Genomic DNA, 21,002 nt, shown 5'->3' with positions numbered 1-21,002 from the left:
CCGGAGTCATAGGCTCGGTCCCATGGCACCGAACATCGCAACGAATACGACCGTGGACCTGGCCGGGCTGCTGGAGTTCGTACGGCCCAGGCACCGCGCGATCCTCCTCACCACCCGCGCGGACGGGCGCCCGCAGGGCTCGCCGCTCGCGTGCGGCGTCGACGACTCGGGCCGGATCGTGGTCTCCACGTACCCGGAGCGGGCGAAGACGCGGAACGCGAAGCGGGACGAGCGGGTGAGCGTGCTCGTCCTGTCGGACGACTGGAGCGGCCCCTGGGTGCAGGTGGACGGCGCGGCCGAGGTGATCGACTCCCCGGAGTCGGTCGAGCCGCTGGTGGAGTACTACCGGAACATCGCGGGGGAGCACCCGGACTGGGACGAGTACCGCGCGGCGATGGTGAGGCAGGGCAAGTCGATCATCCGGGTGACACCGGAGCGGTGGAGCCCGATCGCCACGGGGGGCTTCCCGGCGCGGCTGGTGTCCTGACGCGGGCGGGTGGGGAGTCCGGCGGACTCCGTAGGTCCGCCCGTCAGGGGTCAGGGGTCAGTCGTCCGGCGTCCGGCGGACTCCGTACTAGATCGCGATGCCGATGCCGATGAGGGTGGCGGTGGGCGCGAACGTGCCGAGAAGGCTCACTCCCCAGTACGAGGCCGGCCGCAGCCGGGTGCGGTGGGCGAGCGGCCGGTTGGCCAGCCACCAGAGGAAGCCGCAGGCGGCGGCGGGCAGCCCGAAGGCGAGGAGGACGACGCCGAAGCCGTCGTTCTCCTCCGGCGCCGGGTCCACCCAGGTCGCGACGGTGTAGTAGAGCAGATAGATCGGGACCACGGCGGGCACGCCGAGCAACAGGTTGACGCCGAGTGCCGCGTACCACCGTCCGAGCATGACTCCCCCGCCCCCGCGATCAGTTGGCGACGACACTAACCGACGGCCGGTGCGGGGGGCGGGGTTTCGTGTCGGCCGCGCTCCCGCATCGCCTCGATGCCCGCGATCATGAGGTCCAGCGCGAAGGTGAAGTCCCGTTCGCGCTTCTCCTCGACCGTCTCGCCGCCGCGCGCGCCCATCAGCTCCTCGGTGTTGCTGAACGCCCGCTTGAAGTCCGGCTGTTCGTGGATGGTCCCCATGGCGTGGCGGTGGTACTCGTCCTGGGTCAGGCCCGCCTCCGCGCAGCGCTGGACGAAGTGGCCCTCGATCGTGCCGAATCCGTACACGAACTGGAAGACCGCGGAGACCGCGCCCATCCGGCCGTACGGTGCCAGGCCCGTCCGGTCCATGACGGCGAGGACCGCCGACGAGAAGGCCCGCGAACCCGGGCCGATGTTCAGGTACTTGCCGATGAGCGGGGTGACCCAGGGGTGGCGTACGAGCACGGTCCGGTAGCTGACGGCCAGGGCGCGCAGCTGGTCGCGCCAGTCGGCGCTCTCGTCCGTCAGGTCGGGGACGCGGACCTCGCCGAAGACGGCGTCCAGGGCGAGTTCGAGGAGGTCGTCCTTGGTGTCCACGTACCAGTAGAGGGACATGGCGGTGACGCCCAGCTCGCCCGCCAGCCGCCGCATGGAGAACTTCGCGGAGCCCTCGGCGTCGAGGAGCCGTACCGAGACCGCGGTGATGCGGTCGCGGTCGAGGGGCGGGGGCTGGTCAGTGCCGGACCTGGTCGCGGTGGTGGTGCCCTTCGCGTCCCCGGCCGCCGGCTCCGCGCGGTCGGTACGGTCCGCCCTGCGGGGCCTGGTCACCGGTTTCCCGTCCAGCCAGACGCTGGTCCTGGGCGGACGCTTCGGGCTGTCGGCTTCCGACGCCATGGCTGAGCCTCCTCGGTTCCGTCCGGCCGGGTGGCCGCGCGGCCCCCTGGCGGTGCCGACTGCCGGATACCGCCCACCGGCACCCGGAATGTCCGCCGAGGGCGATGCTATGCCGCCGTGGGCGAAGAGTCTGCCCTGCGTACGCGGCCCGTCCTGTCCCGCCTGCCCGCCCGGCGCGGCTCCATCGCCGTGTCCGGCGGTCCGCCGCGGGACACGCCCTAGATTGGCCGGATGGCTACTTTGCGCGCGCTGGAGTGTCTGGTCGCACTCGTCGACGAGGGGTCTGTGACCAGGGCCGCGGCCGCCCTTCACCTGTCGCAGCCCGCTCTGTCCCATCAGATCGCGGCCCTGGAGCGGGAACTCGACACCCCGGTGGTGGAACGGCTGTCCCGTGGCGTACGCGTGACCGCCGCCGGCCGGGCCGCCGCGGCCGACGCCCGCATCGCCCTGAAGGCGGCGGAACGGGCCGTGGCGGCCGGCCGGGACGTGGCCGCCGGGCGGGCCGGGCGGATCCGGCTGGCCTGTGCCGAGACGATGACCGTCTGGCTGCTGGTCTCGCTGCTGCGGCGCTGGCGGTCCCGGCGGCCCGAGGTGCGGATCGACCTGATGGAGTTCACCAGCACCGACGCGATGGTGGAGATCCTGATGGCGGGGGAGGCGGACCTCGTCGTCGGTCCCGAGCCCACCGGCACCACGGCGCACGTCGAGCGGCTGGGGGACGAGGAGATGCTTGTCGTGTGCCCCGAGGAGCACCGCTTCGCCGGCCGGTCGTCCGTACGGGTGGAGGACCTGGTCGGCGAACCCTTCGTCCACTACACGAGTGACAACGGCAACGCCGCCTGGGTCGACCGGTTCGTCTCCTCCCACCAGGTCTCGCTCAGTCCCGTGCTGCGTACGCGCAGTCCCCGCACCGCGGCCCAGCTGGCCGGGGCGGGGATGGGCGTCTCGATCGTCCCCGCGTCGGCGCTGGCCGTACGGCCCGCCGGAGCGGTGCTGCGTTTCGACCCGCCGGTCCGCCGCGCGGTGGTCGCGATCACGACCGTTCCCTCGGACGCCCTGGTCGCCCTCTTCCTGAGGGATCTGCGGAACCAGGGTCTACCGGTCGGCGGCGCCGACCACGTGGCTGGAGTGGACGGTGTGGACGGCCTCCAGGATCAGGTCGGTGACGGCTCCGGGGGCGGTGACGAGGGGGGAGTGGTCGGTGGGTCCTGACCGTACGTCCGCGTTCATCCGCTCCGCCATGAAGCGCTGGGTGCCGGTGGGGATCATGCGGTCGTGTTCCGCGACGAGGTACCAGCTCGGCCGGTCCCGCCAGAGCGGCCGGCCGACGGGGGTGCTGATGCAGGCGCCCGCGATCGGCCGCTGTACGGCGGCGAGCAGCGCGCGTTCCTCGTCGGTGGCGTCCGGGGCGAAGGCCTCGCCGAACGCGGACTCGGGGAGCCAGATGTAGCCGTCGGCGTCCGGGGCCAACGCCGGTGCGCGCGGGTGCGGTTGGTCCCGGTAGTAGACGTCGGCCACCGTCTCGCCCTCGTCGGGGGCGAGCGCGGCGACGTACACCAGTCCGGCGACCCGGTCGCTCCGGGTCGCGCCGACGACGGCTCCGGCGTAGGCGTGACCGACGAGGACCACCGGACCTTCGGTGCGCCCAAGGGTCCGTTCCAGCGCGGCCAGGTCGTCCTGCGGGGAGGAGAGCGGCAGCGGGGCGGCCAGGGCGTGGATCCCGCGCGATGCCAGCCGGGTGATCACCTTGCTCCAGCTCGATCCGTCAGCCCAGGCGCCGTGGGCGAGGATCACGGACGGCGTGTGGCCGGGGGCCGCCGGGGTGTGGTTCATCTCTTCGACTTCCTCGTGTGGGTGGGGTTACGTGCTGCGTGAGCGCTGTTACGGCTTGGGGTCGACGTCGTCCAGGAACGAGTGGATGAGCCCGGCGGCCTCGTCGAGGGAGCTTTCGAGCAGGAAGTGCCCGCCGTCGAGAAGGTGGATCCGGGCGTCGGGAAGGTCCTCCCGGAACGACTCCGCCCCGGCGGGACCGAAGATCGGGTCGTTCTTGCCCCAGACCGCGAGGAGCGGCGGCCTGTGTTCGCGGAAGTACGCGTGAACCGCGGGATAGAGGGGCGAGTTGGTGGCGTAGTCGCGGAACAGGGCGAGCTGGACGAGGTCGTTGCCCGGGCGGGCGATGAGGTGGAAGTCGTGGTGCCAGGTGTCGGGGCTGACGACCGACTCGTCCGGAACGCCCGTCACGTACTGCCACTTGATGAGGTCGAGGGTGAAGGCGCCCCGGATCGCCGCCTCGGTCTCCTCGGTCTGCTCGCGCTGGTAGTCCCAGACGGTCTTCCAGAATCCCTCGACGAAGCCGCTGTCGTACGCGTTGCCGCTCTGGCTGACGATCGCGGTGATCGCGTCCGGATCGGCGAGCGCCAGGCGCCAGCCGATGGGGGCGCCGTAGTCCTGGACGTAGAGGGCGTAGCGGGTGACACCGAGCTGGTCGAGCAGGCCCTTGGTGAGCGTCGTCAGCGCGTCGAAGGTGTAGTCGAACCGGTCGGCGGCCGGCGCGTCGGACAGGCCGAAGCCGAGGTGGTCCGGCGCGATGACGTGGTAGCGGTCGGCCAGCTTCGGGATCAGGTCGCGGAACATGTACGAGCTGGTCGGGAAGCCGTGCAGCAGGACCAGCGCCGGGGCGTCGGCGGGTCCGGCCTCCCGGTAGAAGATCCGGTGGCCCTGGACGGTCGCGTAACGATGGTGAACCACGTTCATGATGTGCCCCTTCGGGGTTTTTTCGCTTTGGGCGTCAGGTGAGAGGCTCCCCGCCGTCGACGCGGAGAGTGACACCTGTCAGCGAAGCGTTTGTCATGGCGAACAGAACCGCGGCGGAAATGTCGTCCACCGTGCCGATACGGCGGGCGGGATTTCTCGTCCGAAGATTTTCGAAATAGGCTTTCTTCTCTTCTTCGCCCAGGGAGTCCCAGATCCCGGTGTCGATGACACCCGGCGAGACGGCGTTGACCCTGACCGGCCCCATTTCGAGGGCGAGGGACCTCGTCAGGAAATCGACGGCTCCGTTGGTGGCGGCGACGCCGAGGTAGCCGATCACCGGCTTGAAGGCGGCCACACCGGAGAAGAGCGTGAAAGAACCCCCCTCCGCGATCCGCCCGGAGAAATACTTGGCGAGCATGATCGGGCCGACGACCTTGGTGTCGAACGAATGCAGGACGTCCCGGCGGTCGAGTTCCGTGAGGTGGCCGCGGGCGCGGGCCGAGGCGGTCGACACCAGGTGGTCGACCTCGCCGAGCCGCTCCGCGAGGGCGGCGATGCTCGCGTCCTCGGTGAGGTCGACCTCCTCCACCTCGATCCCCGGGTCGTCGTACGCGTCCCGCAGCGCTTCCCGGCTCCGCCCCGCCACCACGACGTTCGCTCCCCCGGACCGCGCGGCGAGGACGACGGCCCGGGCGATTCCGCTCCCGCGGCCGATGACGAGAACGGTCCGCCCCTTCAACGAGAGAGCCATGGCTTCCTCCCTTGAGCGTGTCCTCCCAGCCTAACGAGCGCATTCACCGGCCGCCGCTTCTGGATCATGCGATTTCCCGAGGGAAAGCCAAGATTTCTCGCATGCCCTCCGACCTCGGCAATGGGCGGGGAGGAGATCTACGATGGAAGTTCCGGGGCACGCGCATGCCCGCTCACAAAGCCGTCAGTGGAAGAAGGAATCGTCATGGGTCTGGCATGGCAACAGGGGCCCCTCGCACCGCATTCGATCGGCAGGTTCCTCACGCCCGAACCCCTGCCCGAGAGGCTGCTGTTCGCGGAACGTCTCCGCCGCAGAATGCGGGTCCGATTCTCCGGCGAGTGGATAGCGGAGAGCGAGGACGTGATCCTCCTGCACGAACCCGGCAGGTATCCCGTGGCGTATTTCCCGCTCGGCGCAGTGGAGCACGGTGTCCTGGAAGCGAGCCAACTGACCACCCGGCACCGCGAACTGGGCACCACGACCTGGTACACGGTCCACGGAAAGGACCACAAGACGCCGCGCGCCGCCTGGCAGCACACCGAACTGCCCGCGTACGCCGAGGAGTTCGAGGGCCGGGTGGCGTTCGCCTGGCGCGCCATGGACGCCTTCTACGAAGAGGACGAACAGATCCTCGGCCACGCGGCGGACGCGTACCACCGCATCGACATCCGCGACTCCTCGCGCCACCTCGACGTACGGGACGGCGACCGCGTGGTGGCGAACACCCGGCGGCCCGTCGTGCTGTACGAGTCCGGCTTCGCGCCGCGCTGGTACGTCCCCCGGGCCGACATCGACGAGGACGCCCTCACGCCCGTCGAGGGCCAGACCTTCTGCCCGTACAAGGGACTCGCGGACTACTACGCGATCGGCGGCACCGAGGGCGCCGCCTGGTCCTACCGCCACGCCTACGACGAGGTGCGCCGCGTCAACGACCTCGTGTCCTTCGAGCCGGACAGGATCGCGGTCCACCTGGACGGTACGCGGCTGGAGCTGGAGCCGGGCCAGGCGGTGATCCCGCACGGGGCCGATCGCGGACTCGACGTGGCGGAGGTCGAGAACCGGTAACCGAAGAGACGCCGGAACAGAACAGACGTCGGATCAGACCCAATTCGGAGACAGTGATGAAATCAACACTTCAGGACAAGACGGTACTTGTCGTCGGGCGGGGCAGCGGTATCGCCCGCGCGGTGACGCTGGCGGCCCGGGAGGCCGGCGCGCGGGTCGTGGTCGCCGGACGCGACCAGGACAGCCTCGCGAAGGCGTACGACGACCCGGGGGTCGTCCCGGAGACGGTGGACCTCACGGACGAGCGGTCGGTCGTCGCCCTGGCCGAACGGCTCGGAGAGGTCGACCACCTCGTGTCGACCGCCTCGGCCCGCGCCCGGGGCACCATCGACGCGCTCTCGCCGGAGATCCTCCGGCTGTCCTTCGCCACCAAGGCGATCGGGCCGATCATCCTCGCCAAGCACTTCCGCGACCGGATCCGCGAGGGCGGGTCCCTCACCCTCTTCTCCGGCGCGACGGCCATCAAGCCCGTTCCCGGCATGCTGGCCGTCGCGGCCACCAACGGGGCGGCGGACGTGATCGCCAAGGCCCTCGCCGTGGAACTGGCTCCGGTACGGGTCAACGCCATCTCGCCCGGGACCGTCGACACGGGCGCGTACGACGCCCTGGGCGAGGAGAAGAAGGCCGCGCTGTTCGCCGACAGGAGTGCGCACAACCCGGCACGGCGGATCGGCACCGCGGAGGACATCGCCGACGCCGTCGTCTTCGCGATGACCAACACCTTCCTGACGGGTGTCTCGCTGTCGGTCGACGGCGGCGAACCGCTCGTCTGACGCTCCCGTACCAGCCGCCCGGCGTACGACGGAAGCAGTTCCTCCACCAGCCGGGCCCGCGGCGGGCGGCGCCGCAGCGAGGCGGCCGTCAGCGCGGGGCGGCGCCCGGTTCGCCGGCCTTGATCAGGTATCCGGCGCCGCGCCGGGTGTGGATCATCGGCGGGTGGCCCGCGTCGATCTTCCTGCGCAGGTACGAGATGTAGAGCTCGACCACGTTGGCCTGACCGCCGAAGTCGTACGACCACACCCGGTCGAGTATCTGCGCCTTGCTCAGCACGCGGCGCGGATTGCGCATGAGGTAGCGGAGCAGTTCGAACTCGGTGGCCGTGAGGTGGATGGACCGGCCGGCCCGGACGACGTCGTGGCTGTCCTCGTCCAGCGTGAGGTCCCCGACGGACAGCAGCGACTCGCTGCGGATCGCGGCGGCGCCGGACCGCCTGATCAGACCGCGCAGCCGCGCCACGACCTCCTCCAGGCTGAACGGCTTGGTGACGTATTCGTCGCCGCCCGCCGTCAGCCCGGCGATACGGTCCTCGACGGCGGACTTCGCGGTGAGGAACAGCACGGGCACCTGCGGCAGTTCGCCGCGGAGCCGGCCGAGCACCGCGAGCCCGTCCATGTCGGGCAGCATCACGTCGAGCACCACCGCGTCCGGCCGGAACTCCAGCGCCGACCGCACCGCGCCCGCCCCGTCACCGGCGCTGCGCACCTCCCACCCCTCGTACCGCAGGGCCATGGACAGCAGCTCGGTGAGCGAGGCCTCGTCGTCGACGACGAGGACGCGGACGGGGTTGCCGTCCGACCTGAGCATTTCGGCGCGCCCCCTGGGCGAGATCACGGTCATGGTCCTCACCCTGGGGAGGGCCGGTGAGAAGGTTCTTGCCGATTCCTATGAATTCCCTGAGAAACCCCTAGGGCGTGCCCGGGTGTCCGGGGGGGCGGGTGTCCGGGTGTCCCGGGGGGGCCGGGTGCCCGGGTGTGCGCGCGTCCGCATGTCCGGGGGTCCGCGCGTCCTCGGCAAGGCCGAAGAGCCGCGCGCCGTTGTCGTGGCACACGGCCCGCAGCCACGCGTGCCCCAGTCCGAGCCCTTCCAGGGCCTCCAGCTGGTGGACGTAGGGGTACGGGATGTTGGGGAAATCGCTCCCCAGCAGGATCCGGTCCCCCAGATCCGCCAGCCGCCCCCGAGCCGCGCGGGGGAAGGGGGCCATGGCCTCGCTGAAGTCCGTGAACGCCATCGTCGTGTCGAGCCGCACCTCCCCGTACCGCTCGGCCAGGTCCAGGAACTCCCCGTACTCCGGCATTCCCAGGTGGGCGACCACCAGCCGCAGCCCGGGGTGCCGCGCGAGCAGCCGCCCCACGGGCCCGGGCCCGGTGTACCGGCCGGGCACCGGCCCGGAACCGCAGTGCGTCACCACCGGCACCCCGGCCTCGGCGAGCAGCCCCCAGGCGCCGTCGAGCAGTGGGTCGTTCGGGTCGTAGGCCCCCACCTGGAGATGTGCCTTGAAGACCCGCGCCCCGCTCTCGACGGCGGCGCGGACGTACGCCTCGGCCCCCGCCTCGGGAAAGAGCGTGGCGGTCCGCAGACAGTCGGGGGTACGGGCGGCGAAGCCGGCGGCCCATCCGTTCAGCCACTCGGCCATGCCGGGCTTGTGCGGGTAGAGCATCGAGGTGAAGGCCCGCACCCCGAACGCCCGCAGCAGGCCCACCCGTTCGTCCTCCGCCCGCCGGTAGGCGATGGGCCACTCCCGGCCGACCAGCGGCCCGGCGGAGTCGAAGTAGGCCCACACCTTGCGGAGGACGCGGTCAGGCATGAAGTGGGTGTGCACATCGACAAGGGCGGGCAGCCCGACCCGCTCCAGGAAGCGCAGCACGTCACGTACGTCACGTACCTCACGCACGTCAGCAGCACCGGCCGGACCAGTCGGACCAGTCGGATCAGCCGGATCAGTCACACCGCCCACATCGCCCACGAAGGAACCCCTCCTCAGCCCATCCTTGGCCCCCCTTCGGCCGCCTCCTCAGAAGAGGCCGCCCTGAACATCTCCCGCCCGCACGTCCCGCACCGGCACGGTCAGCCCTCCCTCCCCGCCCCGCACGCCGGTCAACTCCCATCCCTTCATCAGCCGGGTGTCCAGCACGACCACCCCTCCGCCCTGTCCGCCCCGTCCGCCCCCTCCCCCGATCGTGGCGAGATGCAGGTCAGGCCCGGAGGCGGCGAGAAGGCGTCCGGTGACGCACCCCCCGTCCACCAACTCCCGCACCACCCCGCCGGCGGGCGGGAGCCCGTCCAGCCCGAAGACGCCCCCGTGGTCGACGGCCTCGAACCCGATCCGCTCCAGGGACTCGGGCCACCCGGCCAACGCCCCGGCCCGCGCGTGCAGCCGCCGTACCTCGTCCGCGCGCTCGGCCGTCCCGGGCAGGTCGGCCCGTACGCGCCGCTTCTCCGCGTACGGGATCCGGTCCGGCACCCCCAGCGCGACCCGCACCAACTCCTCGGCCCGCCGCGCGGCCATCAGCGGCCCCCGCCCCAGCCAGCCGAAGACCACCGCCCCCTGCTCCAACAGCCGCGCTGACCCGCGCTCCTCCCTGGTGATCCCCACCTTGACCATGCCGGGACCGAACCAGGCCACGTACACGCGATAGACGCGCGGATCATCGGCGAGCGCGTCCGCGGCCACGGAATGCATCCGGTCCAGCCGGGCGCACTCCCCACACAGCCCTCCGGTCCCGCGCCCTCCGAGCACACCGTTCACCGGACACGGATTCCCCCGGGCGCCACGACAGATCCGTACCCCCACCGCCCGAAAGCCGACCGCGCCCCCGAACGCGACGGCGCTTTCCCGCCGCTCACCCCCCGCGCCCCGCCGCCACCGGAGCACGGGCGTCCCGGCCGCCCATCCCACCCCGTCACACCACCACCCCACAGACGTCACCCCACCACTGTCCCCCATCCCACTGACAACGCTCCCGTGACCTCGGCTCGGCGGCACCACCCCCGGCAACGCCCCTCGAAATCCCTTGTTGTTCCTTAAAAAATGGATTCTCACTCGAATGCATCATTTCCGGACGGCGCGTTCGAGCGTTATGCGTCAATGACAGCCGGGCTGTTCCCAGACCCTGAACTGTCCTGTCCAAGAACCCCCGTTCTACAGGAGCAGGCTCTCTCATGACATTGGACGTCTCGCGCGCGCCGTCACGTCGCCGTATCGTTCCCAGATTGATTGCCGGGGCCATGGCCCCGCTGGTCGCCGCCGCCGTCGTGGTAATGACGTCGACCCAGGCCGTCGCCATCGCGACACCCGTTCCGCTGGGTACCGCGGACAGTTTCGCCGTACTGGCGGGACAGCAGGTCACGAATACCGGCCCTTCGGTCATCACCGGTGACGTCGGCGTGAGTCCGGGTACGGCCATCAGCGGATTCCCGCCCGGCCTCGTGAACGGTGTCCAGCACTCGGCGGACGCGGTCGCGCTCCAGGCGAAGTCCGACCTGGTCGCCGCGTACAACAACGCCGCGGGACAGGCCACCGACGCCGCCCTCCCGCCGGACGCCGGCGGCCTGACCCTCGTGCCCGGCGTCTACACGGCGTCCAGCACGCTCGGACTCACCGGCACCCTCACCCTGGACGCGGGCGGCAACCCCAACGCCGTCTGGGTGTTCCAGGTGGGCTCCGGTCTCACGACCGCGTCCGCCAGCCGCGTGGCGCTGATCAACGGCGCCCAGCCGTGCAACGTCTTCTGGGAGATCGGCAGCTCGGCCACGCTCGGCACCAACTCCGTGTTCGTGGGCAACATCCTGGCCCTGACCTCGATCAGCGTCACGACCGGGGCGAGCATCGACGGCCGGGCGCTGGCCCGTAACGGCTCGGTGACCCTGGACAACAACCGCATCAGCCGGGCGACCTGCTCCACGACCACCACGGGTGGTACGACGACCGGGACGACCACCGGCACGACGACGGGCACCACGACCGGTACCACCACGACCGGTACCACCACGGGCACGACGACCGGTACCACGACCGGGACGACCACCGGTGTGCTGGGCGGCGTCCTCGGCGGCGTACTGACCGGTGGCACCACCGGCGGCACCACCAACGGCGGCGTGCTGGGCGGCGTCCTCGGGGGCGTGCTGGGCGGCGGCACCATCGGCGGCGGCAGCACCGTCAGCACCTCCGGGAACATCTCGGGGAACACGTCCGGCAACACGGCGGGCAACACCACCGGCGGCAACTCCACCAAGGGGAACACCGCAGGCGGCAACATCACGGGCGGGAACATCACCGGGGGCAACATCACCGGCGGCGGCCACGGCAAGCCCGAACACGGCAAGCCCGGTCACGGCAAGCCCGAGCACGGCGGAGGCCACGGCAAGCCCGGTCACGGCAAGCCCGGCCACGGCGGCGACCACGGCAAGCCCGAGCACGGCGAGGGCCACGGCAAGCCCGGCCACGAAGAGGGCGGCTACGGCGGCTACGGCGGCGACGAGGGGTACGGCGGCTACGGCGACCGGCCCCAGGGTCCCGAGGACCAGGACGAGTCGGCGGACCGCGGTGACTCCGAGGGTCCCGGCGGTCACGGCGAGTGGTCCGACGACCAGGGCCAGAACCGCTAGGTGACGATACGGGCCACTGCATCCGGCCCGATCGACGGCGGCGCGCGGCGGAATCCCGGATCCCGATTCCGCCGCGTGCCGTCCGTGAATCCCCGTAAGGAAACGTGGACGTGAGTTACTGCGACGAGAAAGAAATCCCACAAGAACGCGAGGAAGAGACAAACGCGGAATCCTCGCCTTCGGCACCACCGCGCCCCTGGCTCACGCGCACGCTGAAAGCGGGGCTGCGTACAGTGGTGGCCCTCTGCGCGGTGACCACACTGACCCACGTGACGATGGTATTCCTGCACGTGGCCCCGGCCAATGCCGTTTCACAGCGCTACAGTCGACAGATCGACGCATGGATCTATCCCCTGTTCGAACAGAACTGGCGGCTCTTCGCGCCGGACCCGGACTCCGTCAACCGGCGCATTCTGGCGAGGACGGCACACACGGCGCCGGACGGCACCGTCAAGGTCAGCGACTGGTTCGACGTGACGGCCGCCGACCGCTCCGACGTGCGGCACAACCCCTTCCCGAGCCACACCACCCAGAACCTGCTGCGCCGCGCCTGGACGTCGTACGTCGAACTGCACGGCGGTGACGACCGCCCCCATTCGGAGCGGGCCGCGATGATCCAGCGCTATCTGTACAACATCGCGTCGGACCGCGCGGCCGACCACGGCGGCGGCCCCTTCGAATCCCTCCAGCTCCGGGTCCTCACCCTGGCCATCACCCCGCCCGCGACACCGGACGGCCGGCAGGCGCCGACGGCGTCCCGGGTGACCGAGAACCGGCTGCTGCCCTGGCGGAAGGTGAACCGGGATGGAATCTGAACGAACCGCCCCGGTCCCGCGGCGGCACACGGCCCCCGGCCCGGAGGGCACCGGAACCACGCGGCTGCTCACCCGCGCAAGAGCCGTGAGCACACTCCTCGTCGAGCGGCCCGTCTCCCTGTACGCGGCGGCCGTGCTGCGCATGGGGTACGGGTTCCTCTATCTCGCCTTCCTGGTACGCGAGTTCCCGCACCGCGACGAGATCTGGGGCCCCGGTTCGCCGTGGACGCCCACGCTGGCCAGGGAGTTGTTCGACCAGACGGGCTGGACCAGCGTCCTGACCCTGTCGGACAGCCGGACGTACTTCGAGTGCTGCTACGCGGCGGCCCTGGTCATCTCGGCCCTGTTCACCCTGGGCTGGCGGACCCGGATCCTGTCGGTGCTCTTCGCAGTGGTGGTGGCGTCGTTCCACGCCCGGTCGATCTTCATGACGGACGGGGGAGACAACCTCATCCTCCTCATGACCGTCTGCCTGGTCCTGACGGCGTGCGGAAGACGCTGGTCCCTGGACGCCCGCCGCGCCCGCAAGAGGCCCCCCAGGAAGCGGTTCCCCCGCCTCCGCCCTCTCCGGGACGCGGGAGACACACTCACCACCACACTCCACAACTGCGCCATGTTCGTGATCGCGGCGCAGGTCTGCTTCCTGTACGGATCGGCCGGCCTGTACAAGGTCCAGGGCGGCACCTGGGGCAACGGCACGGCTCTGCACTACGTACTGAACCTCCAGCTCTTCCGCCCCTGGCCGGCGCTCTCCCAACTCGCCGACCAGTACCCCCTGATGATCGCGGTCACGGGCTACCTGACGGTGCTGCTCCAGGTGGCTTTCCCCTTCACCCTCTTCGGCCGCCTGAAGTACCCGGTCCTGGCGGCGCTGCTCGGCATGCACCTGGGCATCGCCCTCCTGATGGGCCTGCCACTCTTCTCCGGCGCCATGATCGTGGCCGACACGGTCTTCCTCCCGGACCGCTTCTTCACGTCCGTAGCCCACCGAGCCCGCGCCCTGACCACCCACAGGAACAAGCCCCCCACGGCACCGACCCCCCTCCCCCAACAGACCCGCACGGAGGAGACGAGGCCGGTCTCACGCCCCCTGGCCTGACGGACGTCAGAAACTGTCGACAATCAGCCAGGCGGCAACCCCCAGCACGGCGAGATACCCGCCGACGGAAATCACCTTGCCGACGCCCTCGCGCCCGGAGTTCTCGACGGCACGGCCGACGACCCCGACGAGCGGCGCCCCAAAAATGATCAAGAGAATGCCGAACAAGAAGTTCACGAGTCCCCCCTCAGGATCACTCCCCAGTGATCCAGGAGGGGGAGATTCTAGGTCTCCGCCACACCACACGGGAAGGGCGCCCCTCAAAGCGGTGTCGCGGGTGCGATCAGCCGAGGTAGGGCCGCTCACGGTGTTCCAGGAAGTGACGGATCCGGAGCTGTTGCGTGGGGTGCATCGGCAGCTGGTCGATCTCCTCCGGCGGGACGAAGCGCAACTCCGTCGACTCGTCCGAGATCGCGAGACTTCCCCCGACCACGCGGGCGGTGAAGCAGACGTTGAACTGACGGCGCACCTCACCGTCCGCGTAGGCGATGACGTGGCGTGGATCGGTGTACGTGCCCACGAGTCCGGTGATCTCGACGTCCAGACCCGTCTCCTCCCTCACCTCCCGGACGGCAGTGCCAGGAAGTGAGTCGGTCATCTCCATCCCACCGCCGGGCAGCGCCCAAAGGCCGTTGTCCCGCCGACGCTGCAAGAGCAGGCGCCCTTCCTCATCGGTAACCACGGCGGACGCGGCGACCACCATGCTGTTCGGCTCAGGTGCCGCCGGGTCGTCGTAGTACTCGGTCCGTGCCACGGTCACTCTTCCCATACTGGGGTCGCGGTGTCCCACACAGCGTCGAAGCTGCCGGCGTAGATGTCGAACATGCCGCCCGATTCACTGCGGCGGAGGTGCCACACGGGGGCGCCGTAAGCGTTCACCCCCCATACGTGGGCGTTGACCAACGCCTGGTCATCCGCCCGGTAGATCGAGTTGTAGAGCGTGGTGGCATGGGTCCGCACCTCGATGCCGGGTACGCCGGCAAGGGGGCGGTAGTGCATGAGTGCCAGTCGGCATCGGGACTCGATTCCGTGCCCGAAGCACTCTTCCTCGCCGCGCTGTCGCACATGTGGACTGTCCGGGTCGCCAATCGCGATTCGGACGGCACACCCGTCCGCACCTCGCTCGCGCAGCAAGTCGTTGAGCCGCGGATACGCCTCATGCAGAAATACGGCTGCGTACACCAGCACGTCGATGCGCTCGCGGGCTTGGGTCAGCATGTTCACAAAGGTGGACGCGGGGATGTCCGCCCGCTTGTCGTACAGAGCCACAAGTTCCGGACCGACAGCGCGGGCAGGGCGAGCCTGTCGGAGCGCGGGCCATAGAGCGTGCACATCTTCTCCTAGCGTTTCCGCTGCCAGCATGGCCGTTGCACGACGTGGCGTTCGCCCTTGATTGACCCATCGCTCGACGGACTTGGGATCGACTTCGACCTTGTCCGCGAGGGCGCTGTACGTCCAGCCGCCGGCTGCCACGGCAGCTCGTAACCGCTCGTTCGGCATTTCAATCTCTCCCAAGACCAGGGGACGGCACCAGGGACGTTCTACCCGATGCGGGACGTCCCCAACTGGGGGCCTGCGGTGGTTCCGACGTCCCGATGAGCGGCGGGATGCTCGTTCCCAAGGGGAGCAACCAGCAGCCCGGGCCACGTATCGGTGAACTGACAAGGACAGTGCCACCGGCCGTATCGCCGGAGGAACTGAGCACCTGACTGGCCGTCAAGAACGGCAACGGCTGGGGCGGGCTGTGATGTGCCATCGACCAGTACGTGGGGTTCTGTTCGTCATCCTGATCAGCGGGCGTCTGGCCTGGTGATCGGCATGGTCCTCGGTATCAGCCGGTAGATCGGCCGCAGTACCGGAGCACAGCGACAATCAAGGAGCATTCACATGACAGCAACGGCCAACGACCAAAAGAGCGGGCGCACGGTGGCTGGTGAGGAGCTGTTCGAGAGCCTCACGCGCTTCGTCGTCGTCCACAACGGGCAGTCCCCCGACCGGGCGGAGCGGATCGCGGACCAGGCGGTGGCCTTCGTGGTCGCCGCCGCGACCGCAACCGTCCCCATGCTCCCGTCGGACGACGTGGACCTCGGTCTGCACGCGCTCGTCCTGCACACGAAGGAGTACGCCGACCTGTGCCAGCGATTCGCCGGCCGCTTCCTCCACCACAACCCCAAGCCGGGCGGCGGTGGGCGCGACCCTGAGATGGTCGCCGCCTCCGCGCGCGCGATGAAGGCGGCCGGCTTCATCGTCTTCGACGACCTCTGGACCGTGGACGGCACCAACCTCGCACAGTGCGACGCGGACTGCGGCCGTCCGTACGGTCGGGCATAGCACATACGACACCAGCGACGCGGTCGACCTCGATTCGAGGTCGACGGCGTTGCCCGGGAGGAGATACAGACGTTGTCCGGGACACCCTCGAAACTGCCGATCGTCGTGCTCGATGCGCTCAGTCCCCATGCTCAGCGCCTGGTGGTCAATCGCCGGGGCTCCACGGTCTGGGAGGTGGAGAGCCACCGGGGGCGGTACGCCGTGAAGATCGGATATCCGATCGAGGCCACGGCCGACTGGCCCGCCCAGCCCTGGACGGCGCTCGCCCCCGCCCGCGAAGGCGCCGTGCTGAACCGTGTCGGCTTCGACGACTTCGCGTACGGGGAATGGGAACGGGGCACCTGGAACTTCCAGCCGTGGCGCGAGGGGCCTGACCTCTACAAGCTCTGGAAGCCCTGCCGAGAGCCGGACTCTCGTACCGAACCGGACACCAGCGTGGCCCTCGCCTGCGTAGAGGCTCTGGCCGAACTTCATGCCAAGGGTTGGGCCCACGGCGACGTGCAGCCCGCGCACTTCATCATCGGGCCGGAGCGCACGCACCTCATCGACCTGGCCTTGGCGCGGGGTGGGCACATCCCCGAGCAGTACGACTTCCCGTTCCGCGGCTGCCTGGTCCACTACGAAGCGCCAGAGATCGCGCGCGGTGTGCTCGCGACCGGAGAGGCCGAGGCGACGCAGGAAGCCGACGTTTATGCGCTCGGCGCGTCCCTGCTCATTTCCGCCACAGGCTGGCGGGCCGTCGAGTACCCGGACGACGCACCCCGCCCAGTGCAGAGGCGAGCCGTTGCGAGTGGCAAGCGCCGGCCAGTGCGGATCCAGGGCCGGCTGGGCGAACTGGTCGACGCCATGCTGAGCTCCGCGCCCGAGGACAGGCCCACGATCCACGAGGTCGGCAAGGCCCTCAGCTGAGCCGTGGCCCCACAGGTAGATGCACGTGACGGCGCTCCGTGAAGGTGCAAAGCAAAGAACCTGTGGATCACTCCACAGGTTCTTTGACGTGCTGTGCACTCGGCAGGATTCGAACCTGCAACCTTCTGATCCGTAGGATCGGGCACAACGACGTGATGAGGGCCGACGGCCTCCTACTCCGATTGCACCAGTCAGCGATCATGCGCGTCTGTGTTCCGTCGTTGCCGTCAGAGCTGCCGTCAACTTCCAATGGTGGCGTTGCCGCAATGACGGTGCCTGAAAGGTCGACTCATCCCAGCACAGTGGCGATGGCGAGGGCGATCCGCTCGATCCAGTCGATCGCGTCAGTCACGTCGGCGTCGGAGATGGGGCGGCGGCGCTTGAGGTCCCCGTCGAGCAGGTCCGCGTCGTGGGCGATCCTGTTGCGGCGATCGGTGATCGAGTTGTACTTCTGCTTCAGCGACTGCGCGTTCATGGACGTGCGGCCGTGGTTCCACTCGTTGAGCTGAACGGCGGCCTTCGCCCAGATGTCTTCTTCAGTCACCAGCTTCAGTGCCTCGCTGATCTTGCGAGGGTTCTGCAGTGCCGCGTTGCCCCACTTCGACTTGACGTGCTCGGAGACAGCGTCCGCAAGCGTGGTGGTACCACGCCGGACTTCCTCCACCTTGACCAGAGGCAGCTCGAACTTCGTCAGCTGGTAAGGCATCCCGGGGCTGTCCTCGGCAGCCAACTCGGCCACACGCCGGTACAGCTCCTCGTGGAACCAATGGTCGATGGCACTGACGGCCTGCACCCAGGCGGCCCGGTAGAAGTCGCCGATGTCGATGACCGGAGACTGGAAGGCGGCCAGGCTCTGACCTGCCACGATCATCTTCCGGGCGTACTCAAGGTTGGTCAGGAACGCCCGGAACTCGCGTGTCTGTGGCTGTGCTGGTGGCATGAGCTTCCCCGTCTCGCTGGTCTGGGAACTAAGGATTCCGGCGGGACGGAGGAGGGGCAACCTGGTTGTGGATCAGCCACTCTCAGTTGGCTGAATTACTTCGGTGTCGGCCGAGACCTCACCACCGAGGGCCTCCGCGATGGCCGCGAACTCACTCAGCGCGGCCTGCAAGTCCTCGACGATCTCCTGAGCAATCACCTCGGGCGGGAGAAGACTGTCGGCGTCGTCGAGCGCCGGATCCTTCATCCACTTGATGTCGAGATTCACCTTGTCACGAGCGATGAGCTCGTCGTAGCCGAAGGACTTGAGCCGTTCCGACTCCACCCGCTCGCTACGCGGCTTCCCGGGCAGGTACGCCTCGACGAATTCGTCCAGCGCGGCGCGGGTCAGCGGGTGTTGCTTGAGAGTGAAGTGTTTGGCGGTACGGAAGTCGTAGACCCAGAGCTGCGAGGTGTTGTGGGCTCCCCCGCTGCGAGGCGGTTTCTTATCGAAGAACAGGACGTTGGCCTTGACACCGCCCGCGTAGAAGATACCGGTCGGCAAGCGGAGGATCGTGTGCAGATCGAACTCTTCCAGCAGGCGGCGGCGCACCTTCTCGCCCGCGCCGCCTTCAAAAAGGACGTTGTCCGGCAGGACAACAGCCGCACGGCCATTCATATCCAGCTGCGACATGATGTGCTGGAGGAAGTTGAGCTGCTTGTTGGTGGTGGTGGCGCGGAAGTCGTCCCGCTCGTACGAGATGTCTTCCTTCTCGGCCTTACCATCCGTGCCAACGATCGTGATCGCGGACTTCTTACCAAAGGGCGGATTTGCGAGGATGAGCGACGCGTGGCGCTCGGGCTTGTCGGCAAGCGCGTCACCCACGGTGATGAGCGACTTGCCGTCGGCGTCACCGATGCCGTGCAGCAGCATGTTCATGGCGGCCAGACGGGCCGTGCCGGTGACCAGCTCGTTGCCCCAGATCTTGCCGGACCCGAGCGCGAGACGCTGTTCCCGTGACAGGTGCTGCATGTGGTGCTTACGGATGTAGCTATGCGCAGCGATCAGGAAGCCGCCGGTACCGCAGGCCGGGTCGGTGATCGTGTCTTCGGGACCCGGTTGCATCACGTCGACCATGGCGTCGATGAGCGCGCGGGGCGTGAAGTACTGGCCAGCTCCCGTCTTGGTGTCCTCCGCGCCCTTGGCAAGCAGACCCTCGTAGGCATCGCCCTTGAGGTCCGTCCCCTGGATCGTCCAGTCCTCTTTGCCGATCAGCTCGACGACCAGCTTTTCGAGCAGGGCAGGCTCGGTGATCCTGTTCTGAGACTTCGCGAAGATCGTACCGAGGGTGGTGCCGGGGTTCTTGGCAAGCGCTTCGAGGGTGTTGCGGTAGTGGATTTCGAGGTCGATGCCCTTGAGACGAGCGAGTGACTGCCAGTCGTACTCGGCGGGTACGACGGTCTTGGCCTCCTCTTCGGTGAAGGGGTCGGAGGCGATTTCGTCGGCCATCTTTAGGAAAAGCAGGTACGAGAGCTGCTCAACGTACTCGATAGTGGACAGGCCGTTGTCTCGCAGGACGTTGCAGTAGTTCCAGAGCTTGGCAACCAGGCTGTTGGTCTGCGCGTGCGCCAGGGCGGGGGATGCGGGGGTCACAGCGGAAGCTCCTGCTGAACGGCGGTGGTGGGAATATGAGTTGACAATGCGGGGGGAGAGGGCAGTGTTTCTGGAGCAGCCGTCTTGCGGGGTCGGCGAACCGCCCGTTTGGGCTTGGCTCCCCGCGCCTCGCGTTCGGCGCGGATGCGGTCGAGGAGGGCGGAAGCGGGCTCGTCCGCAGAGTCTTGGGGAACGAGACTGCCCGTGAAAGCCCGTCTTAGAACAGCCCGCCGGAGATTCTGAGCGCGCAAGGAGACGGACGCCACCTGCGTGGCAAAACGATCACTGACTTCCAGTAGCTCAGCAGACTGTGCGACAAGAGCGAGCTGTACGTCCATCGGCGGGACGGGAAGAGGTAGTTCGCGACAGGTAGAGAGCGCAACGTTAAATTGGCCAGCGGTCGCCTTCGCCGTCTTTTGCAACATGGACAGCACAAACGGTGAGCGAAGCACGAGAGCCAGCCATTCAGGTTGAACCTCCGGGCCGGCACGGAAAGCAACAATCGCTTGGTTGATGTTCCACTCGGGATGATCCTCAGGAACGACTGCCGTCTTCCCTAGGGGTGGACCAACAATATTGGTCAGGACATCGCCTGGTCGCACCCGCGACCGCTTCAGCTGACTTTCGTGTGTCTCTCGGTCGATATAGGTTGGCTTGTTGGTGAAGTCAACGCGACCGTCTTGCGTGATGTTATACACCTTCAGAAAGGGGACCTCGCCACTCCCGGGGTGCATCAAATGGGCCTTGGGCGTTGAGCCGCTACTAATGAACTCACAGACGTCAGCGGAGCGGCGCCAGAACCAGCCTTTGGGGAGGGGGGGCAGTGCGGCATAGTCGAAGCGCTTACTTGAGAGGCCCGCGAGCAAATGCTGACTGTCGTCTACTGCGTCTTGCTCGGAGCAGGTAGCCAACGAGGCTCCGAGCGCAGTCCTATCCAATACAGAGGTGGTGAAAGGCTTGATGCGCCGCTTCGCGCCGGCCATGGATTCAGTCGCGGCTTGGAGGCGAGAGAGGTGATCTTCGATGGCGTCGACAATACGGTACTGCTCACCGATCGGGGCGAGTGGCACGCGCAAATCCATCAGAGCATCCGTAGCCAATGAAGCGACGGTCGTACCAGCCTTGCGGCTTTCTCTCAAAATTTGCCGTTCGAACGCTCGTAGGGACCACGCAATCCAGCGTGGCAGGATGCCCTCGTGGGCGCGGACCGCCTTCATATCTTGATTCAGCGTGGTTTCAAAAGGCACGAGGGAGACAGGGATAATGCGTTCCAGAATTCCCGATCGCACGACAATTGCCACTGATCCTGAAGGGACTATCCGTACTGCTGATCCTGCTACTGCGGCCTCAGTGATGTGGTTCTGAGTTGCTGAGACAACTTCGGGCCCCATGTCTTTCGGCGAGAGCCACGGCGTTGAGCCGTCCATCCAGAATTCTGGACGATTCTTTGCCGGAGTTCCACCGCCGTACCAAACGCCAAGATCGCCGAGGCGGGCCCAAGCCCACCCCGCCGGAAGGTCCACG

The 21,002-nt window shown here is 68.5% G+C and carries 23 protein-coding genes; 9 read left to right on the top strand and 14 right to left on the bottom strand.

Annotated elements, in window-relative coordinates; all coding sequences use genetic code 11:
* The first annotated feature begins 22 nt into the window (after nt 1-22).
* A complete protein-coding gene (locus ACIODU_RS03280) occupies nt 23-487 on the top strand; it encodes a PPOX class F420-dependent oxidoreductase (protein ID WP_356417939.1) in 465 nt (154 codons plus the stop codon).
* A gap of 87 nt (nt 488-574) precedes the next feature.
* On the opposite strand, the gene ACIODU_RS03275 is transcribed toward ACIODU_RS03280, so the two are convergent.
* Together ACIODU_RS03275 and ACIODU_RS03270 are read right to left on the bottom strand one after the other, a co-directional pair.
* Nucleotides 575-883, bottom strand: a complete 309-nt coding sequence (locus ACIODU_RS03275) for a hypothetical protein (RefSeq protein ID WP_401763256.1) — start codon at nt 881-883, stop codon at nt 575-577.
* Nucleotides 884-918: 35 nt separating this feature from the next.
* Nucleotides 919-1,797: a TetR/AcrR family transcriptional regulator gene (locus ACIODU_RS03270; RefSeq protein ID WP_401763254.1), complete on the bottom strand. Its 879-nt coding sequence runs from the start codon at nt 1,795-1,797 to the stop codon at nt 919-921.
* Between the two features lie 231 nt (nt 1,798-2,028).
* Between ACIODU_RS03270 and ACIODU_RS03265 the strand changes: the two genes are divergently transcribed.
* Complete coding sequence (locus tag ACIODU_RS03265) at nt 2,029-3,009, top strand: LysR family transcriptional regulator (RefSeq protein WP_401763251.1); 981 nt, start codon at nt 2,029-2,031, stop codon at nt 3,007-3,009.
* On the opposite strand, the gene ACIODU_RS03260 is transcribed toward ACIODU_RS03265, so the two are convergent.
* The 3 genes from ACIODU_RS03260 to ACIODU_RS03250 are packed head-to-tail and all read right to left on the bottom strand — an operon-like array spanning nt 2,893 to nt 5,302.
* Nucleotides 2,893-3,630: an alpha/beta fold hydrolase gene (locus ACIODU_RS03260; protein ID WP_401763248.1), complete on the bottom strand. Its 738-nt coding sequence runs from the start codon at nt 3,628-3,630 to the stop codon at nt 2,893-2,895. The genes ACIODU_RS03265 and ACIODU_RS03260 overlap by 117 nt on opposite strands.
* Before the next feature lie 48 nt (nt 3,631-3,678).
* On the bottom strand, nt 3,679-4,551 hold the full coding sequence (locus tag ACIODU_RS03255; RefSeq protein ID WP_401763245.1) for an alpha/beta fold hydrolase: 873 nt from the start codon (nt 4,549-4,551) through the stop codon (nt 3,679-3,681).
* 34 nt (nt 4,552-4,585) lie between these two features.
* Nucleotides 4,586-5,302 carry an SDR family oxidoreductase gene (locus ACIODU_RS03250; protein ID WP_356417950.1) on the bottom strand — a complete coding sequence of 239 codons (717 nt, stop codon included), beginning with the start codon at nt 5,300-5,302 and terminating at the stop codon, nt 4,586-4,588.
* Between the two features lie 204 nt (nt 5,303-5,506).
* On the opposite strand from ACIODU_RS03250, the gene ACIODU_RS03245 reads away from it, so the two are divergent.
* Nucleotides 5,507-6,367 carry a DUF427 domain-containing protein gene (locus tag ACIODU_RS03245; protein ID WP_401763242.1) on the top strand — a complete coding sequence of 287 codons (861 nt, stop codon included), beginning with the start codon at nt 5,507-5,509 and terminating at the stop codon, nt 6,365-6,367.
* Between the two features lie 56 nt (nt 6,368-6,423).
* Complete coding sequence (locus ACIODU_RS03240) at nt 6,424-7,140, top strand: SDR family oxidoreductase (protein WP_356417954.1); 717 nt, start codon at nt 6,424-6,426, stop codon at nt 7,138-7,140.
* A gap of 88 nt (nt 7,141-7,228) precedes the next feature.
* On the opposite strand, the gene ACIODU_RS03235 is transcribed toward ACIODU_RS03240, so the two are convergent.
* From ACIODU_RS03235 to ACIODU_RS03225, 3 genes are all read right to left on the bottom strand, one after another.
* Complete coding sequence (locus ACIODU_RS03235) at nt 7,229-7,984, bottom strand: response regulator transcription factor (RefSeq protein WP_356417956.1); 756 nt, start codon at nt 7,982-7,984, stop codon at nt 7,229-7,231.
* 67 nt (nt 7,985-8,051) lie between these two features.
* A complete protein-coding gene (locus ACIODU_RS03230) occupies nt 8,052-9,038 on the bottom strand; it encodes an amidohydrolase family protein (protein ID WP_401763239.1) in 987 nt (328 codons plus the stop codon).
* 120 nt (nt 9,039-9,158) lie between these two features.
* Nucleotides 9,159-10,091: a DUF2797 domain-containing protein gene (locus tag ACIODU_RS03225; RefSeq protein WP_401763236.1), complete on the bottom strand. Its 933-nt coding sequence runs from the start codon at nt 10,089-10,091 to the stop codon at nt 9,159-9,161.
* A 215-nt stretch (nt 10,092-10,306) separates the two neighbouring features.
* On the opposite strand from ACIODU_RS03225, the gene ACIODU_RS03220 reads away from it, so the two are divergent.
* From ACIODU_RS03220 to ACIODU_RS03210, 3 genes are all read left to right on the top strand, one after another.
* Complete coding sequence (locus ACIODU_RS03220; RefSeq protein WP_356417962.1) at nt 10,307-11,752, top strand: ice-binding family protein; 1,446 nt, start codon at nt 10,307-10,309, stop codon at nt 11,750-11,752.
* Between the two features lie 104 nt (nt 11,753-11,856).
* Complete coding sequence (locus ACIODU_RS03215) at nt 11,857-12,567, top strand: DUF5819 family protein (RefSeq protein ID WP_401763233.1); 711 nt, start codon at nt 11,857-11,859, stop codon at nt 12,565-12,567.
* Entirely contained in the window at nt 12,557-13,666 is a 1,110-nt protein-coding gene (locus ACIODU_RS03210) for an HTTM domain-containing protein (protein ID WP_401763230.1), read from the top strand. The genes ACIODU_RS03215 and ACIODU_RS03210 overlap by 11 nt, the downstream gene beginning before the upstream one ends.
* A 6-nt stretch (nt 13,667-13,672) precedes the next feature.
* Here the strand turns inward: ACIODU_RS03210 and ACIODU_RS03205 are convergent, their stop codons facing one another.
* The 3 genes from ACIODU_RS03205 to ACIODU_RS03195 form a co-directional block, all read right to left on the bottom strand.
* Nucleotides 13,673-13,843, bottom strand: coding sequence for a hypothetical protein (locus ACIODU_RS03205; protein ID WP_356417964.1), 171 nt, complete (start codon nt 13,841-13,843; stop codon nt 13,673-13,675).
* A gap of 106 nt (nt 13,844-13,949) precedes the next feature.
* Nucleotides 13,950-14,420 (bottom strand): NUDIX domain-containing protein, encoded by a 471-nt coding sequence (locus ACIODU_RS03200; protein WP_401763227.1) that lies wholly within the window; start codon nt 14,418-14,420, stop codon nt 13,950-13,952.
* A gap of 2 nt (nt 14,421-14,422) precedes the next feature.
* Nucleotides 14,423-15,166, bottom strand: a complete 744-nt coding sequence (locus ACIODU_RS03195; RefSeq protein ID WP_356417968.1) for a helix-turn-helix transcriptional regulator — start codon at nt 15,164-15,166, stop codon at nt 14,423-14,425.
* Nucleotides 15,167-15,553: 387 nt separating this feature from the next.
* On the opposite strand from ACIODU_RS03195, the gene ACIODU_RS03190 reads away from it, so the two are divergent.
* A complete protein-coding gene (locus tag ACIODU_RS03190) occupies nt 15,554-15,997 on the top strand; it encodes a hypothetical protein (protein ID WP_356417970.1) in 444 nt (147 codons plus the stop codon).
* 72 nt (nt 15,998-16,069) lie between these two features.
* Complete coding sequence (locus ACIODU_RS03185) at nt 16,070-16,906, top strand: protein kinase (protein ID WP_401763223.1); 837 nt, start codon at nt 16,070-16,072, stop codon at nt 16,904-16,906.
* Between the two features lie 289 nt (nt 16,907-17,195).
* Here ACIODU_RS03185 and ACIODU_RS03180 read toward each other — a convergent pair whose 3' ends face one another.
* From ACIODU_RS03180 to ACIODU_RS03170, 3 genes are all read right to left on the bottom strand, one after another.
* Nucleotides 17,196-17,846 carry a hypothetical protein gene (locus ACIODU_RS03180; protein ID WP_401763220.1) on the bottom strand — a complete coding sequence of 217 codons (651 nt, stop codon included), beginning with the start codon at nt 17,844-17,846 and terminating at the stop codon, nt 17,196-17,198.
* A gap of 72 nt (nt 17,847-17,918) precedes the next feature.
* Nucleotides 17,919-19,478 carry an N-6 DNA methylase gene (locus ACIODU_RS03175; RefSeq protein WP_401763217.1) on the bottom strand — a complete coding sequence of 520 codons (1,560 nt, stop codon included), beginning with the start codon at nt 19,476-19,478 and terminating at the stop codon, nt 17,919-17,921.
* The gene (locus tag ACIODU_RS03170; protein WP_401763533.1) at nt 19,475-21,001 is read right to left on the bottom strand and encodes a restriction endonuclease subunit S; all 1,527 of its coding nucleotides are present in this window, start codon (nt 20,999-21,001) and stop codon (nt 19,475-19,477) included. Before ACIODU_RS03170 ends, ACIODU_RS03175 begins: the two co-directional genes overlap by 4 nt.
* Nucleotide 21,002 lies beyond the last annotated feature (1 nt).

The organism is Streptomyces sp. NPDC088261 (assembly GCF_044740805.1).
Lineage (GTDB): Bacteria > Actinomycetota > Actinomycetes > Streptomycetales > Streptomycetaceae > Streptomyces.
Note: the sequence above shows the minus strand (reverse complement) of the source record. Positions and strands in the feature narration are given on the sequence as shown.

Bases quoted from the DNA above. Each gene is read 5' to 3' on its own strand.
- ACIODU_RS03280 (WP_356417939.1), top strand. From the start codon at position 23: ATGGCACCGAACATCGCAACGAATACGACCGTGGACCTGGCCGGGCTG.
- ACIODU_RS03275 (WP_401763256.1), bottom strand. From the start codon at position 883: ATGCTCGGACGGTGGTACGCGGCACTCGGCGTCAACCTGTTGCTCGGC.
- ACIODU_RS03270 (WP_401763254.1), bottom strand. From the start codon at position 1,797: ATGGCGTCGGAAGCCGACAGCCCGAAGCGTCCGCCCAGGACCAGCGTC.
- ACIODU_RS03265 (WP_401763251.1), top strand. From the start codon at position 2,029: ATGGCTACTTTGCGCGCGCTGGAGTGTCTGGTCGCACTCGTCGACGAG.
- ACIODU_RS03260 (WP_401763248.1), bottom strand. From the start codon at position 3,630: ATGAACCACACCCCGGCGGCCCCCGGCCACACGCCGTCCGTGATCCTC.
- ACIODU_RS03255 (WP_401763245.1), bottom strand. From the start codon at position 4,551: ATGAACGTGGTTCACCATCGTTACGCGACCGTCCAGGGCCACCGGATC.
- ACIODU_RS03250 (WP_356417950.1), bottom strand. From the start codon at position 5,302: ATGGCTCTCTCGTTGAAGGGGCGGACCGTTCTCGTCATCGGCCGCGGG.
- ACIODU_RS03245 (WP_401763242.1), top strand. From the start codon at position 5,507: ATGGGTCTGGCATGGCAACAGGGGCCCCTCGCACCGCATTCGATCGGC.
- ACIODU_RS03240 (WP_356417954.1), top strand. From the start codon at position 6,424: ATGAAATCAACACTTCAGGACAAGACGGTACTTGTCGTCGGGCGGGGC.
- ACIODU_RS03235 (WP_356417956.1), bottom strand. From the start codon at position 7,984: ATGACCGTGATCTCGCCCAGGGGGCGCGCCGAAATGCTCAGGTCGGAC.
- ACIODU_RS03225 (WP_401763236.1), bottom strand. From the start codon at position 10,091: ATGGGGGACAGTGGTGGGGTGACGTCTGTGGGGTGGTGGTGTGACGGG.
- ACIODU_RS03220 (WP_356417962.1), top strand. From the start codon at position 10,307: ATGACATTGGACGTCTCGCGCGCGCCGTCACGTCGCCGTATCGTTCCC.
- ACIODU_RS03210 (WP_401763230.1), top strand. From the start codon at position 12,557: ATGGAATCTGAACGAACCGCCCCGGTCCCGCGGCGGCACACGGCCCCC.
- ACIODU_RS03195 (WP_356417968.1), bottom strand. From the start codon at position 15,166: ATGCCGAACGAGCGGTTACGAGCTGCCGTGGCAGCCGGCGGCTGGACG.
- ACIODU_RS03190 (WP_356417970.1), top strand. From the start codon at position 15,554: ATGACAGCAACGGCCAACGACCAAAAGAGCGGGCGCACGGTGGCTGGT.
- ACIODU_RS03180 (WP_401763220.1), bottom strand. From the start codon at position 17,846: ATGCCACCAGCACAGCCACAGACACGCGAGTTCCGGGCGTTCCTGACC.